General features: G+C 69.3%; 12 protein-coding genes. All 12 read right to left on the reverse strand.

Annotated elements, in window-relative coordinates; translation table 11 throughout:
- On the reverse strand, positions 1-510 hold the full coding sequence (locus tag J7643_04245; GenBank protein MBO9539787.1) for a chemotaxis protein CheW: 510 nt from the start codon (positions 508-510) through the stop codon (positions 1-3).
- A gap of 2 nt (positions 511-512) precedes the next feature.
- Positions 513-1,964, reverse strand: coding sequence for a methyltransferase domain-containing protein (locus J7643_04250; GenBank protein ID MBO9539788.1), 1,452 nt, complete (start codon positions 1,962-1,964; stop codon positions 513-515).
- Positions 1,961-2,413, reverse strand: coding sequence for a chemotaxis protein CheW (locus tag J7643_04255; GenBank protein MBO9539789.1), 453 nt, complete (start codon positions 2,411-2,413; stop codon positions 1,961-1,963). The genes J7643_04250 and J7643_04255 overlap by 4 nt, the downstream gene beginning before the upstream one ends.
- Before the next feature lie 3 nt (positions 2,414-2,416).
- On the reverse strand, positions 2,417-2,704 hold the full coding sequence (locus J7643_04260) for a glutaredoxin family protein (protein ID MBO9539790.1): 288 nt from the start codon (positions 2,702-2,704) through the stop codon (positions 2,417-2,419).
- A 176-nt stretch (positions 2,705-2,880) separates the two neighbouring features.
- Positions 2,881-3,558: a VanW family protein gene (locus J7643_04265; GenBank protein MBO9539791.1), complete on the reverse strand. Its 678-nt coding sequence runs from the start codon at positions 3,556-3,558 to the stop codon at positions 2,881-2,883.
- Entirely contained in the window at positions 3,555-8,291 is a 4,737-nt protein-coding gene (locus tag J7643_04270) for a carboxypeptidase regulatory-like domain-containing protein (GenBank protein ID MBO9539792.1), read from the reverse strand. Before J7643_04270 ends, J7643_04265 begins: the two co-directional genes overlap by 4 nt.
- Positions 8,288-8,905 (reverse strand): AMMECR1 family protein, encoded by a 618-nt coding sequence (locus J7643_04275; GenBank protein MBO9539793.1) that lies wholly within the window; start codon positions 8,903-8,905, stop codon positions 8,288-8,290. The genes J7643_04270 and J7643_04275 overlap by 4 nt, the downstream gene beginning before the upstream one ends.
- A complete protein-coding gene (locus tag J7643_04280; GenBank protein MBO9539794.1) occupies positions 8,902-9,987 on the reverse strand; it encodes a SpoIID/LytB domain-containing protein in 1,086 nt (361 codons plus the stop codon). Before J7643_04280 ends, J7643_04275 begins: the two co-directional genes overlap by 4 nt.
- Entirely contained in the window at positions 9,984-10,889 is a 906-nt protein-coding gene (locus tag J7643_04285; GenBank protein MBO9539795.1) for a hypothetical protein, read from the reverse strand. The genes J7643_04280 and J7643_04285 overlap by 4 nt, the downstream gene beginning before the upstream one ends.
- Complete coding sequence (locus J7643_04290; GenBank protein MBO9539796.1) at positions 10,886-12,337, reverse strand: hypothetical protein; 1,452 nt, start codon at positions 12,335-12,337, stop codon at positions 10,886-10,888. The genes J7643_04285 and J7643_04290 overlap by 4 nt, the downstream gene beginning before the upstream one ends.
- 49 nt (positions 12,338-12,386) lie before the next feature.
- A complete protein-coding gene (locus J7643_04295; protein ID MBO9539797.1) occupies positions 12,387-12,842 on the reverse strand; it encodes an FKBP-type peptidyl-prolyl cis-trans isomerase in 456 nt (151 codons plus the stop codon).
- A 104-nt stretch (positions 12,843-12,946) separates the two neighbouring features.
- The gene (gene aceA / locus J7643_04300; protein ID MBO9539798.1) at positions 12,947-14,236 is read right to left on the reverse strand and encodes an isocitrate lyase; all 1,290 of its coding nucleotides are present in this window, start codon (positions 14,234-14,236) and stop codon (positions 12,947-12,949) included.
- Positions 14,237-14,256 lie beyond the last annotated feature (20 nt).

Consider the following 14,256-nt stretch of genomic DNA (forward strand, 5'->3'; position numbering starts at 1 on the left):
TCACGCCACTCCCACGAGGCGCGCGATCGCCTTCTCAAGCGCGGCGGTTTCGAGAACCGCGTAGGAATGGCCGGCGACCCGGACGAGCTCCTGGCTGTAGAGGTCCTGGCGCTGGCTCGACGGCGCGAAGGCCTCGCGCGGCACGCGCCAGTAGCCTTCAAGGGCCTCGAAAGCGAGCGCGACCGGTTCCTGGAAGCGGCACAAAGCGATCCAGGCGCTCGTCCCACCCGCGAGACCGAGCAAGGTGGCCAAGTCGTACACCGCCACCGCCCGGCCGCGCAGGCCCACCACACCGGACAGCCCTCGGGCGGCCCCGGGAAGAGGCACCACTTGACCGAGGGCTTGTAGCCCCGCCAGGTCCCGCAAACGAAACGCCAGGCGCTCGGCCCCGACGCGCAGCCCGATCACGTCCACGCCGTCATTGCTCGGGGCCATGAGCGGCAGCGTGAAGGCACGGTCGAAGTCGGCGCGCAGCGCCGCCAGCATCTCCTGCGAGTGGTCTTCGTCCATCCTCAAAGCGCTCTTCCCTCTCGTGCGAGCTCGGAACGGCAGAGCTGCTCCAGGGCCGTGCGGCCGAAGCCGCCCCCGAAGAGCGCAAGGCGCGCGTCGTTCTCGTTGGGGAGCAAGGCGAGCGCCTGTGTCAGCGCCCGGCGTCCCTGCTCGTGCTCCCCTCTGCGCTTGGCAAGCAAGCCCAAGCGCAGGTGGGGAAGCGAGAAGCCCGGTTCGAGGTACGAGGCCGCCTCGTAGTCCTTGATCGCCGAGGCGAGCTCACCTGCTTGCTCGTAGTATAGTGCCCGAAGATAATGAGCGCCAGCTGAAAACTCGTCGTTGGCGAGCGCGCGGCGACACACCGTTTCGACCGCCTCTCCCCGCCCGGTGTTGAGCAGCACCGCCCCGAGCAAGAGCAGGGCTTCCTGGGCTTCAGCGACGGTGGGGGGCAAGTTGCGCAAGATTGCTTCTGCTTCGACGAAGCGCTCCGAGGCGAAAAGCTCGTAGGCTCGCGCAAGGCCCGGTTGCGGGGCGGGGGCCTCGGTTCTCGGCCGGATGGCGACAGGCCGCGCGACCGGCTTGGGCCTCGCCGGAAGGGGACTTGCGGGGATGGTCACGGCCGAGCGGGCATATGAGGAGCGAAGAGACTGAGGGTCCTGCTTGCGGTAGTAGAAGGTGCCGTGGGACTGCTCCACCTGAAAGCACGTATCCGCCAGGCGGGTGGTTTCCGCATGGCCGAGAAAGAGGTAGCCCCCGGGCGAAAGGGCGCGGGCGAGACTCTCCAGCTGGCGCCGGATCGCATCGGCCGAGAAGTAGATCAGCACGTTGCGGCAGAAGATGACGTCGTAGGCACCCGGCTCCGTCGTGCGATCCAGCTGCATGAGATTGCCCAGCGAGAAGCTCACCATCTCTCGGATCGCAGGCGCCAGCACGAAGTCGCCGCGTCGCTCGCGAAAGTAGCGGGCCGTAATCTCGGGCGACACGCCGCGAAGCGACCAGGGTGCGTAACAAGCGCGGCGGGCCTTGGCGAGCGCGAGGCCATTGAGGTCGATGCCTTCGATGCGCACGCCGCTTCGAAGCAAGCCGGATTCCTGGGCTACCATCGCGAGGGTGTAAGCCTCCTCGCCGGATGAGCAACCGGCCGAGAGCATGCGCACCGGGCGGTGCGGCGCCGGCCGCCGGGCGAGGGCTGGCAGCACGACTTCCTTGAGGGCCTGGAACTGCTCGGGGTTGCGAAAGAAGTAGGTTTCGCCGACGGTCAGTTGCTCGGCCAGCTCGAACATTTCTTGATCGGCCGTTTCAGGCGCCAGGAGCAGGGCGAAGTAGGCCTCGGCAGTCTTGCAGGCCGTAGCCCGCATGCGGTCGGCCAGCACCCGATCGAGCCGCGTGCTCGCATCGAGGCCGGTCAGGCCGACGCGCGAGACGAGCAGCTCGGAGAACCGGGCCAGATCGCCGGTCAAAGGCCCCTCGCTCATTCGGACTCCTCGGGTGTGAGGACCGCCAGGTGCTCGGGCGGGACGAGGCGACCGCCCGCCAGCAGGATCAAGAGACGATCGTCCAATGAGGCGATCGCTTCCATCGCATGGCCCTTGGCTTGGCGAAAGAGCGGGGGAAGGTCCTCGAAGACCGCCGCCGAGAGGCGTTGGATGCCCACCACCGTCTCGACGGCGAGCAGCACCTGGCGCTCGCCCGTCTTCACGGCCACGAAGCGCTCGGGCGCTACCGGCTCCGAGGCACCGAGGAGCATCGCCAGATCGACTACCGGCCGAGGCTCGCCGCGCGCCACGGCCACCCCGCGCACGAAGGGCGGCGCCCCCGGCATCGGGGCCACCGACAAGGGACGCATGATTTCGGAGACCTCGTCCAGGCGCAGGGCGAAGGCCCGCGCCTCGACGCTCACCACCAGGACCGACAAGGACGTCATGGGCTAGTCCCGCACGAGCGAGGGCAGGGCCTCGCGCGCCTCGCGGCCAAGGGGCTCACCCCGCAGGGCCTTGCGGATCCAGAACTCGGTCACCTTGCCGGCCATCACGACCTCGTCATCCACCGCGATGACGGGGATCGCGTAGCGGAAGCGCTCGAAAAGTGCCGGATCCGCTTGGATGTCGCGGATCTCGAGCGAGAAAGGTTGATCGATTGCGACCTTATCGAGCAGGGCTTTGGCCTGGTCGCAAAGGCAGCAACCCGGTCCAGAAAAGAGCGTCACGCGGGGCATGGCGGGGCTCCTGGCCTATCGCGAGGAAGAGGGCGAACAGAAGAGGTTATACCCCCTTCGCGCACAAGGGTCCAGCCAGAGAGCATCTAACGAAACCAGGCATGTGACCTCCATTGGCCGCCTTTGGCGGCTTGGGCGCCTGCGGCTCATGGCAAGGAACAGTTTCGTTAGACGCTCTACTCCGCATAGGTATCGACCGATAAAACTTCGGCCAACGGCGCCCCGTCGCCCGAGAGGTAGCGCACCGTGCGATAGGTGGCCGATCGCGGCCGACTATCCGGCACCCGCTCGGTCTCGAGGCGCAGGCGCCGAGCGCCTGGGGAGTCCCCCTTCACCCGGACCCAGAGGGCCTCGTCTTCGAGGCGCGCCTCGAGCCGCACGGGGAAGGAGCCGGTATTTTCGAGGCGCAGGTCCGCGCGCCCGTACCAGACGGTCGCATCGCGGCCGGGCGGCACCGAGCGCACCCTGCGCAGGTGGGGGTGGCGCTCGACGATTCCGAGCCCCCCTAGCGCCGCGGCGTTGTAGAGGGTCGAGCTGAGCTGGCAGATGCCGCCCCCAATGCTGCTCGTCAGATCCCGCTCCAGGTAAGCGGGCGCGAGGCGGTAGCCCCGCTCCGGCGTGCGCGGTCCGACTTGCGCGTTGAACGACCAGACCTCGCCGGGCTCGATGACCCTCCCGTCGATGGCAGCCGCCGCCCGGGCGATGTTCGCGCGCTGGGCCTCGCTACGCTCCGAGAGGCCCGAGCGGAAGGCCCCGAGCTCCACCTGGAAGGGGCGCTTCATCCAGAGCCCCACCCCCAGTCCCAGGACCAAGAGTGGAACAAGGCCCCAGGCGACGGCTACTCTCGACCTCACTCGCCAATCTCCCAGCGAGCTTCAGCCCCGCGGGCCCGCACCTCGGGCGCGTACATCCCCTCGGCCACCGTGGGCAGCACGTGGTATCGCCCCGGCAGCTCGGGCCGAAGCACGTAGTACAGCGCATGGGAGCCTGACGCCAGCTCGCGCTCGAAGAAGACGGCCTTCTCGTCGCGCACCGCAAGCGCGCTCCAGCCCGCGGTGCCCTGCGGCGTCACCACCTCGGCGCCCGCCGGCAGCGGGTCCTCGACGAGCATGTAGCGCAGGGGGGCCTTGGCCTCAATCGTCAGGCGCACGAGCACCTTGGCCTGGGACTTGGCCGTCTGGCCCAGCGGCGCAAGCTTCGCCACCTGCTTGGCATCGAAGGAGGCCCCGAAGAGGCCACCGCTCGCCTGCCATTCGGCGAAGGTCTTCTCGTCAAGCTGAAAGTAATCGCGGCGCACCGCAAGCTCAGGGCTCGCCTTGGCCGGGATATCCTCCATGCGCGCGTCGTAGGAAAGCAAGCCGGCATAAGGCAAGCCGCCCGTCCCTTCCGGCCGGATCGCGAGTTCGTGGCGGCCGGGCGAGAGGCGAGAGGCGTCAATCACAAGACTCGCCCCCAGGTAGCGCTGGTCGCCCGAGAACGAGAAGCGCTCGATGACCTTGCCATCGAGGCTCACCTCGCAGGCTTCGGGCAAGCCCTGGGCGGCCCCGAGGCGCACCGCGTCGGCGAGCGCCATCACGATGGCCCCCGTGTCCTTGGTGCTCTGCCAGCGATCGCCCTGGCGGGTCATCAAGAGCCAGCGCACGGCTTCCTGGACCTCGGGGTCGTTCGGCGCGACGGCAAGCCCCGCGCGCACGGCGTACGCCGTCGTCTCGGTGGCAGCGTCGTACCAGGAGAAGGGCACCGCCCCGCTCTCCCAGTGGGTCATACCACCGGTGCGCACGGCGCGGCGCTTGAGCTCCGACCACAGCTCCCGCGCCCGAGCCGCCTCTCCCGCCTCGGCGAAGGCGAGGGTCGCAAGGGCACGGCCGTAGTTCGAGAGGCCGTCACGAGCGGTATAGAGCTTGTCGCGCAGGGCGCTCACCGACTCCTGCCAGGCGCCGAGCGCCCAGACGGCCGAGGCCAGGGCGTCGGGCCCCGCGCCGCGCCGCAGTTCATGGCGCGTCACCAGGTCCTTGCCAAGGCGATCGCCCTGGCGCTTCAGGTAGGCGAGGCCTTGCCGCACGGGCTCGGCGGGCACCTCGAAGCCCGCAAGGCGCGCCTCGCGCAGGCCGAAGAGCGCGTAGGCCGTCAGGTCCACCTCGCTCTCGTCCGGACCGAACCAGCCCCAGCCGCCGTCGGCGTGCTGGTACCGGACGATCTTGGCGATCCCCTCGTTGGCGAGCTTTCGCGCCTCCGGTCGCAGGGCGAAGGCTTCGAGGCCCAACTGGGAGAGGGTCCGCGAGACGCGGATCTCGGGCACGAAGCGGCTGGTGGTCTGTTCCAGGCAGCCATAAGGGTAGCGACGCAAGTAATCCAGGGCTGGTCCGACCGCCGCGAGCGGGGTCGGCGTCAGCGACAGGTCGAAGCGCAGGGTCTCGGGGATCGCATCAGGCGGCACCTCCAGCGTGATCGCAGAAGGGCTCGCCGTTTCGGCGAAGCCGGTAAAGGCCTGCCGTTCGGGCGTGCCGTGCGCCAGCACCGGGAAGCCCAGTTCCAGCGCATCGCTCGCCTTGGTCCCTACCGCCTTGAATTTCAAGCTCGCCGTCCCGGGGGCCAGGGGCTCGACCCAGAGGTCCAGGCGCGAAAGGCCGTTGCGCGCCACCGAGAGGCGCTCGGGGACGGCACTCGTCACCTTCAGGTTCGAGGCCGCAAACGCGACCCGCACGTCCTGGTCCTGCGGGGTGTAGTTGTGGACCAAAGCCGCGATGGCGAGGCGATCGCCCATGACGAGGAAGCGCGGCATGGCCATGCGCACCAGGAGGTCCTTGGTCGCCAGGAACTTCTCGCGGGTCACGCCCACCTGAGTGTTCGCCGTGTAGGCCTGGGCCTTGACCACCCAGGTGGTCAGGTTGTCGGGCAAGACGAAGCGGACCGAAGCTTTGCCGTCGGCGCCGGTGCGGATCGCGGGGAACCATGCGGCCGTGTCCTTGAAGTTCTTGCGAACGCGCGGCTCCTCGGTATCCTTGCCGGGGCCGCCCGAGTAGTCCTCCACGAATGAGTACGAGGTCGTCACCCGGTTCCACGAAGGACCGTAGAAGGTCCGGCGGATGTCCGGGGTGCGGTCGGGCGCAAGCGCGTAGATAGCCTCGTCCACCACCCCGAGGGCCACCTCGGCCGAGACCGGCCGGCCCGCGAGGGTGCGGGTCTCCACGTCGAGCCGCGCCTCCTCGCCGGGCAGGTAGCGCTCCTTGGAGGGCTTGACCTTCACCGAGAGGAAGGCTGCGTCAGGGCTCACGTTGAGCGAGCGCTCCGCCTGGAGGAAGGCCTTACCGTCCACCACCGCCGCACAGACGAAGGCGTTGGGGGAATAGTCCTTGGTGACGGGGATCGAAACGACCCTCGCCGCCTGGCCTGCCGGGAGCACCTCGGCGTGGTAGAGGCGCTGCCCCTCGACCGTCACGAGCGGATAGACGTCGCTGCGCGGCAGTTGGATCAGGACCTTCGCCGTCTCACCCGCCTGATACCGCTTGCGGTCAAAGGTCAGCCGAATGAGGCCCTGGCGATAGGTCTCCCCCGCCCAGTTCTCGCCCGCCACCCACAGAGAGGTCGCCGCCGTCACGGAGCGACCGTCCTTGTCCTTCGCCGTCACCAGCACGCGGTAGTCGCCCGAGCGATCGGGAAGCGCCTGTTCCAGGCGCGCCACGCCTTGCGCGTCGGTTTCAAGCTGCCAAGTACCCGCTGGGGTACGCTTGGTCTGGTAGGTGCGACCCTCGTCGTTAGTGACGGTCTCGACCGTCTCCAAACGAACGCTCAAGGGCGCCTTGGCGGGGTGGCCGTCGAGATCCGCCGCGCGCACCGTGAGGCTGAACGAGGCCCCCGGACGGTAGACGTAGCGATCGGGGGTAAGCTCCAGGCTCAGGGCACCTTGGGTGACCAAAAAGCCGCCCGAGCCCCGCACCACCTGGCGGCTCGCATCCACCGCCTCGAGCTCCACCGTGTAGCGCTGGTCCTGGGGGGCATCCTCTCCCTGGCTCAGCTCGGCCGGAATGCTGAGGGTCACGTGCCCCGCCGCGTCCGTGACCGCCTCGCCCTGGCTCACCAGGTTCTTGTAGCCCCAGCCGTAATCCTCGTCGCCCGCGAAGCCGGAATAGAAGGCATCGTCCTCGGTCGTCCAGGGATAGTAGGGGCTCGAGAAGACGTTGTAGCGGACCTTGGCCCCCACGACCGGCGAGCCGAAGTAGTACGAGGCCGTCACCACCGCCTTGGCGGTTTCGCCCGGGTAGTAACGCGCGCGCTCGGGCCGCACGTCCAGCTTGAACTCGGGCTTGCGGTACTCCTGCACCTCGAAGCTCGCCTCGTGTCGCTCGCCGCCGACCAGCGCGATCAGGCGGTAATCACCGAGCGGCGGCTCTTCGGGGAGCTTCAGGCGCCCGTCGAGTGCTCCCAGGGCGTCGGTCCGCGTGTCATGGCGGTGGATCACGTTCTCCTGGGCGTCACGCACCTCGATGGTCACGGGCACCGCCGGCAGGTTGAAATTCTCGCCTCCCTTCGCGCGACGCAGGATGGCCTTGTAGAAGACCTCCTGGGCAGGGCGGTAGATGGGACGGTCCGTGAAGAGCTGGGCGCGGTACTGCTGACCGCCGCCGTAGTAGTAGGACTGGGCGTGCGCCCACGTCCCCGCGTACGTGCCGAGCAGCATGAGGGTCTCGGTGCCTTGGAAAGGACGCTGGATGAGGCCCTTGGCATCGGTCGAGGCGCTCCAGCGCAAGCCGCGATCGTCGAAGGCCTTCACCGGCACCCCCACAAGCGGCTTCTTGGTCAAGAGGTCGACGGCGTAGACCAGCATCTTATCGGCCGAGCGCTTGGTGACCAGCGACAGGGGGGTGACCTCGAACCAGTAGGTGTCGCTACGCTTTGCCGGAACGCCCCGGACCACCCCGGAACCCTCCACTTCGAGCATGTAAGCGCCAGTCGAGAGGTCGGGAACCTCGAGGGTTCGGAAGAACCAGTCGTCATCATCGGTCGACTTGGGCTTCACCGTGCGGTCCCACTCGCGCACCAGGGTCGCCGAGGCGCCGAGCGAGGCCGGGGTCGCGTCGTTGAGGCGCGAAAGGGAATTGGAGTTGGTCGCGATCCGCCCCAGGTCGATGCGGTAGAGCTTCAGGCGCATGTGGTCCAGGAGGGTGCCGCGCAACGAGAGGAGGACCTTCTCTTGGGGGGTGAAGACTCGCTGGTGCTGCGCGAAGGAGATGTGCGGATCGCGCGGCGAGAGCGCAAAGCGCACGTTCGCGACGGTGCGGTCCTCCTCGACCTGGATGGGCGGGCTCGACCACTGGCTGTCGAAGCCCTTGGCGCGCGCCTGGACGTTGTACTGCCCGATGGGCAGCCGATCCATCCGGAAGCTCCCGTCCGCCTGGGCGATGGCCGTGCGGGTGATGGGCCCCATGAAGTGGATCCGTGCGTTGGGCAGGGCGTTGCCCGCCACGTCGCGGACCACCCCGGTCGCCGAGCCCGCAGGGGCTTCGCTCGCGAGGATCCCGACCCCGGTCGCCCCGAAGAGACCGACGACCAGGATCACAAGCCAAGTCAAGACGCGACGGAGATTCATAGGGCCTCGCTCTCTGGACCGTAGACGACGGTGGAAAATCGGAACATCAAGACCGGCTCGTGGGGCTCGAGACCGGCCTTGCGGCGACACTCGGCGAGCTGGTAGCGGGCGGTGCGGGCCTCACCCGGCAAAAGCACCGCTCCGCGGCCTCGCGCCGTGACCATGAGGCCCTCGCGCATGGGCGAAAGGGCCGCGGGCTGGGCGACGGACGTGAGCGGGCCGACCAGCGACACGAACAGGTCGAGGCCCTCCCACTCGCTCGCATTGATGGCCGCGTGGCGGTAGTCATAGCGCAAGGCTTTGACGGCTGCCACCCCGATGGCCTCGGCGAGCGTCGGCTCTTGTGGGTAGACCGTTCCCCAGCAGCCGCGGGTCTTGCCCGAACGGGCGTAGGTGACGAAGGCTCCCCCCGCGACCAGGAGGCGCTTGTCGACGCCAGGCGGCACGCCGGTGGGCACGGTGCCGTCCTTGAGGTAGGCGCGGACGGCGGCTTTTGCGATCGCCCGCACCTCGCGTGCGAGCGCCGGATCGTGGCGGTAGGGTTCGAGGGGCACGGCCTCGGCCGCGCCCGAGAAACCGAGCACGAGGGCCACGGCGTAGGCGAGGCGCCTCATGGCCTGAGCTCCTGCACGTGGGTACCGGGGTAGTAGGCCGTGAGGATCCGGCGCCAATCCCAGCCGGCCAGCGCGCGCCCGCGCGCGCCCCACTGGCAGAGGCCCACCCCGTGGCCCAGGCCCTTGCCGATGAAGGCAAAGGCCGTTCCCTCGCGTCGAACCTCGAAATTCAGGCTCTTGACCAGCCCCCAGCCCAGGTGACGCCCGATCGCCTGCCAGAAGCGATAGCCGGTCAGAGGGGTGCCGTCCACCTCGACCCCGGCGACCCAGCCTCCCGGCGCGCGATCGCGCAACGTTACGACTTCGACCGTCTTACGACCGAGCGCTAAGGCCAGTTGCACCGCCGGGATCCGGACGCGCCAGGGGGTGGCGAACGGTGATGCGGCGCAGAAGGCGTCGCGCTGCGCGAGCAGGTATGGCACCAGCGTGCCGCCAAAGACCGCGCGGCTGTCCGCTCCCTGGCCTGCGCAGGTCGAGTGGTATAGCACCTGGATGGGGGCACCGCCCGCACTCAGGATCCGGGCACGGGTCTGCTCGGCGGCGCGCACAGCCTCGCCGGTCGCAAGGCCCGCGTATGCCTGGCAATGGGTCAGGTCGCAGAGCGTCCCGCCCTGGTGCGCGCCGCCGCGCACCGCGAGGGTCCTCGCCAGCACCGCCTGGGCGAGCTTCGCCTGCAGGGGCCAGCCGGAAGGCATCTCGGCCGCCACCACCCCCGCCACGTAACCTTCGAGCGGCGCCTCGTTGACGACGACGAGACGGCCGCCTTCGGCATACAGGCGCACGCGCCCCGGATAGCGGCGCTGCTCGGCGTCGACTTGCAAGCTCACGACTCCTTGCGGCCCCTCGCCGAGGACGAGGGCCTTGCGCAAGAAGGGCCGGCCGTTGATCCGAAGGCCGTCGCCCACGGCCTGGATGACGGCAGGGCCAGCACCCCAGGCGCCGCTCGGCGCCGAGTAGAGTTCTATCTTGTCGCGCACGCGCCGTTCGAGCACCCTGACCTCCACCCAGCCAGGAGCCGGCTGCGCGGCAGCGGGCAGCGCCAAGAGGCCGAACAAGAGCAGCGCGGCGAAGCGGCGTCTCATCCGTGGGCCCTCTCGAAGATCCGGCGCGCGATGGGGGCGGCCGCCGTAAAGCCCGTCCCGTTCTTGACGAAGACCACCACGGCGAGCGTCGGGGTGAAGCCCACGAACCAGCCATGACGCAGGTGAGGCGCCGCAAGCTGGGTGGCGCTGCCGGTCTTGGCGAAGAGCGCAAGCCCCGGCACGTTCGCCTGCTGGGCGGTGCCGGCGAGGACCGCGCGGCGCATGCCGACCCGCAGCCCTTCGAGGCTCGCCCCGCCCGGCACCTGCCCCACGACGGCTCCAGGCTCACCCGGCCAGTGCGGGCGGCGACGCACCCCACCGCTCGCGAGGGCCGCCGTGAAGCCAGCCACCTGCAAGGGGGTCGCAAGCAAGTTGCCGGTGTCCCCGTAGGCGAGATCGAGCACTTCCGCGCGGGAGGTGACCGGCCCCAGCCGCCCCGGGATCTCGTTCGGCAAGCCGCTCCCGGTGCGCGACCCGAAGCCCGCCTTCTGGAAGGCGGCGCGCAGGCGTCGCGCGCCGAGCGCCTCGCCCTGGGCGTAGAAGTAAGTCGAGCAGGACTGAGCGATCGCCATTTCGAGATCGACGCTGCCGTGGCGCTGCCAGCAGCGGTGCGCCCCATAGCGGCCGTCGCATTGCACCCGGCGCGCAGGGTCCGTCAGGCCCGCCTCCAGGCTCGCAAGGCCGGTCACCAGCTTCGCGACCGAACCGATCGGAAAGGCGCTGGCAACCGCCACCCGGGGGTTGACCAACGCAAGCAGGGTGCCATCGCGCGGATCGAGGGCGATGATCGCTCCCTCGCGCGCGCCGAGGGCCTCGGTGGCCACCTGCTGGAGCGACACGGCCATCGCCTGAGGGCACGCCCCCAGCACGAGAAGGACCGCAAGTGCGCTCGCGCGACTCATGCCGCGACCGGCTGATTGGGGCGGCGGACCAACGCGAGGAGGTAGCCGAGCACCACGATCGCAAGGGCTGCGAACACGGCGATGCGCGAGGCGCGCGGAGTGTTCATGACCGCGATGAGCCAGGGCGCCGAGAGCAACGAGAGGGTTGCGGCCCCGAGCAGCAGGGGCGGCACGAGGGTGGCAAAGGAGGGCGTGCCGGTCTCGGGACGCGCCAGCGCGAAGGTCAGCCCCAAGAGGATCAGGCCCATCAGGTAGGTGGCGAGCGGCTCGATGTGGATGAAGTAACCCATCCCGAGGGGCAGCAGGAGGGTGAAGAAGGCCCCGATGCCGAGCAGCACCCCACGAAGCGGGAAGTAACGGCGCAGGGCCTGCAGGGCGAAGGGCACGAGCAAGGCGGCCACCAGGCCGAAGGCGGTGTAGGGATGGGTCAGATCGACCCCCACCTGGCGCAGGTAAGTGCGATCCAGGAAGAGCTGAAGGAGGGCCCGGCCCGCGAAGCTCGCCCCGAGCAGCCCCGCCGCCGAGAAGGCGCGACCCTGATCCGCGAGGAAGAGGGTGAGGCCCACCCCGGCGATCGCCACCCCGTGGATGCCGAAGAAGCGGTTGCACAAGAGCAGGGCACCGCCCGCCACCAGCGCGATCCCGATGTCTGCGATCGCCCGCGCGGGCTCAGCGCGCTCGGCAAGGCGTGCCATCGCCCCGAGCACGAGCGCGACGGCCACCCCCGCAAGCGCCGCCATCAGAAAGCGCGGATCGAGGCGCAGTCCCCACAGCCCCACGGGGAACGCGATGCCCGCAAGCAACAAGGCTCCGGCGAGCGGCCCCCAGGTTCGTGGCAGCGAAAGGGTCGCGTAGCGCACCCCCACGGCAAGCGCCGACCAACCGAGCGCGCGTGCGGTGCCGACTCCGTACTGGGAGACGGCGCGATCGCCCCATACCACCGCGGCCGCCATCCCCCCGACCAATGCCAGGGTGAGCGCCATCGCCTCGGCTCGCGGCTCTTCCGAAAGCGAGAGTGGCAAGACCGTGGCCGAAAGGCCTAAAACGCCCCCGAAGAGGCCGTAGGTCAAAAGCACCGGATCGCTCACCCAGGCATCGGCCAATACGAAGGGCACGAGCGCCGTAGCAAAGCGAACAAGCGTATCGCGAACCGCATCCCCGGATGCTCCCGACGCCCAGCCCGGCCCGTAGCCCCAGGCGAGTCCCAACCCACCACCGACGAGCAAGCCAACAACGGCATGCCAGCCCTTGAGGGGAGTGGGGGCGACGGCGAAGGCGGCGACGGCGAGGCCCGCGAGGACCGCCAGGGAAATCCAGGCAAGCGTACGCGCGGGAGCCGCGAGGGTCGCGGCCTGGGCGCGAGCCCGGAACCAGGCATGCGTCATCACCCCGAGGGCCACGAGCACGGTGAAGGTCCAGAGCACGACCGCAAGGTCTCGGGGATGCATGGCCACGTCTCCTCTTGTACGAAGGGGCTGCGTTCAGGGCGACGATGCGTCAGGCGCGAAGATCCACGATGGACAGGAGTTCGATCTCGAAGAGCAGGGGCGAGCCGGGCGGGATGGTTCCCACCCGGCGATCCCCATAGGCAAGCTCCGGGGGGATGCGCACCAGGCGCTTCTCGCCCACCTGCATGCGCGAGACGATCGCATCCCAGCCCTTGATCACCTCACCACGCCCGAGCCAGAACTCGAACGGGCGGTTGCGGGCGCGCGAGCTGTCGAAGCGCTGGCCGTTCTCGAGCCACCCCACGTAATGGACGACGACCCGATCACCCTGGTTCGGGATCGGGCCGTGGCCGGGGGAAAGAACCTTGGATTCGAGGCCCAGCTCGTCGGCGTGCAGGTCGGACAGGTCGCGCGGCGCCCCGCCTGGCCGCCGCGCGCGCCAGACGATGAAGGCGAGCGCAATGGCGGCGACGAGAACGGACAGGACGACGACGGCGTTGGGCATGGGGTTCCTCGGGCGCCGCGCAGCGCGCGGATGATGATGCGAGTCTCGGTGATGGTCGCATCATTTTAAGGGATCGGCGCCCGATTCGGGAACATGGCCAGGCCTCAGGGGTGGAACTGCTCGGCCTCGGTGGAGGTCCCGAGGGCGCCGGTCGAGGCCTGTCCGCACGAGAGGATGGAGAGCACCTGGTCGAAGTAGCCGGTGCCCACCTCGCGCTGGTGGCGCGTGGCCGTGTACCCGCTCTTCTCGGCGGCGAACTCCTGCTCTTGGAGGCGGACGTAGGCGCTCATCCCATCGTTCAGGTACTGGGAGGCCAGATCGAAGGTGTGGTAGTTGATCAGGTGCCAGCCGGCCAGGGTGATGAACTGGAACTTGTAGCCCATGGCCCCAAGCTCCTTCTGGAAGCCTGCGATCTGCGCTTCGTCCAGGTTGCGACGCCAGTTGAAGGACGGCGAGCAGTTGTAGGCCAGGATCTTGCCCGGGTAGCGCTCGTGGATGGCCTCGGCGAAGCAGCGGGCCTCGTTCGGGTCCGGCCGGCTCGTCTCGAACCAGAGCACGTCCGCGTAGGGGGCATAAGCGAGTGCTCGTGCGATCGCAGCCTCCAGCCCGTCCTTGACGACGAAGAAGCCCTCGGGCGTGCGCTCGCCCGTGAGGAACTTGCGGTCCGTCGCGTCCACGTCGCTGGTGAGCAAGGTAGCACTCAGGGCGTCGGTCCGCGCGATGAGGACCGTCGGCACCCCCAGCACGTCCGCGGCGAGCCGAGCCGAGACCAGGGTGCGGATGAATTGGCTGGTCGGCACCAGCACCTTGCCGCCCAGGTGGCCGCACTTCTTCTCGGAGGCGAGCTGATCCTCGAAGTGGACCCCGCCCGCCCCCGCCTCGATCATCGCCTTCATGAGCTCGAAGGCGTGCAGGGGACCACCGAAGCCCGCCTCGGCGTCCGCCACGATGGGCGCGTACCAGTCGACGCTCGTATCCCCTTCGACCCGGGTGATCTGGTCGGCGCGCATCAGGGCGTTGTTGAGGCGCTTGACCATGGCCGGCACCGAGTTGGAGGGGTAGAGGCTCTGGTCGGGGTAGGAATGCAGCGCCAGGTTGGCGTCGGCCGCCACCTGCCAGCCGCTCAAGTAGATGGCCTTGAGGCCAGCCTTCACCATCTGGACCGCCTGGGCCCCGGTGAGGGCGCCGAAGGTGTTGACGTGCCCCTCGGCGTTGAGCAGCGCCCAGAGGCGCTGGGCCGCGCGCTCCCCCAGGGTGTGGGCAACCGTCAGGGAGGGCCGCAGCTTCAGGACGTCTTCGGCGGAGTAATCGCGGCGGACTCCGGCCCAGCGCCCATCGCGCTCCCAGGTCTGCCGGAGCCGCGCGGCCTCTTTCGCGAAGGCGTCACTCATCATCATGCCTCTCCTTTGCGTGG

It is taken from the genome of bacterium (genome assembly GCA_017744355.1).
Classification (GTDB): domain Bacteria; phylum Cyanobacteriota; class Sericytochromatia; order S15B-MN24; family UBA4093; genus JAGIBK01.

Excerpts from the sequence above, each read along its gene's own strand:
- J7643_04285 (MBO9539795.1), bottom strand. The coding sequence starts at position 10,889 with ATGAGTCGCGCGAGCGCACTTGCGGTCCTTCTCGTGCTGGGGGCGTGC.
- J7643_04260 (MBO9539790.1), bottom strand. The coding sequence starts at position 2,704 with ATGCCCCGCGTGACGCTCTTTTCTGGACCGGGTTGCTGCCTTTGCGAC.
- J7643_04255 (MBO9539789.1), bottom strand. The coding sequence starts at position 2,413 with ATGACGTCCTTGTCGGTCCTGGTGGTGAGCGTCGAGGCGCGGGCCTTC.
- J7643_04245 (MBO9539787.1), bottom strand. The coding sequence starts at position 510 with ATGGACGAAGACCACTCGCAGGAGATGCTGGCGGCGCTGCGCGCCGAC.
- J7643_04250 (MBO9539788.1), bottom strand. The coding sequence starts at position 1,964 with ATGAGCGAGGGGCCTTTGACCGGCGATCTGGCCCGGTTCTCCGAGCTG.
- aceA (MBO9539798.1), bottom strand. The coding sequence starts at position 14,236 with ATGATGAGTGACGCCTTCGCGAAAGAGGCCGCGCGGCTCCGGCAGACC.
- J7643_04295 (MBO9539797.1), bottom strand. The coding sequence starts at position 12,842 with ATGCCCAACGCCGTCGTCGTCCTGTCCGTTCTCGTCGCCGCCATTGCG.
- J7643_04275 (MBO9539793.1), bottom strand. The coding sequence starts at position 8,905 with ATGAGGCGCCTCGCCTACGCCGTGGCCCTCGTGCTCGGTTTCTCGGGC.
- J7643_04270 (MBO9539792.1), bottom strand. The coding sequence starts at position 8,291 with ATGAATCTCCGTCGCGTCTTGACTTGGCTTGTGATCCTGGTCGTCGGT.
- J7643_04280 (MBO9539794.1), bottom strand. The coding sequence starts at position 9,987 with ATGAGACGCCGCTTCGCCGCGCTGCTCTTGTTCGGCCTCTTGGCGCTG.
- J7643_04290 (MBO9539796.1), bottom strand. The coding sequence starts at position 12,337 with ATGCATCCCCGAGACCTTGCGGTCGTGCTCTGGACCTTCACCGTGCTC.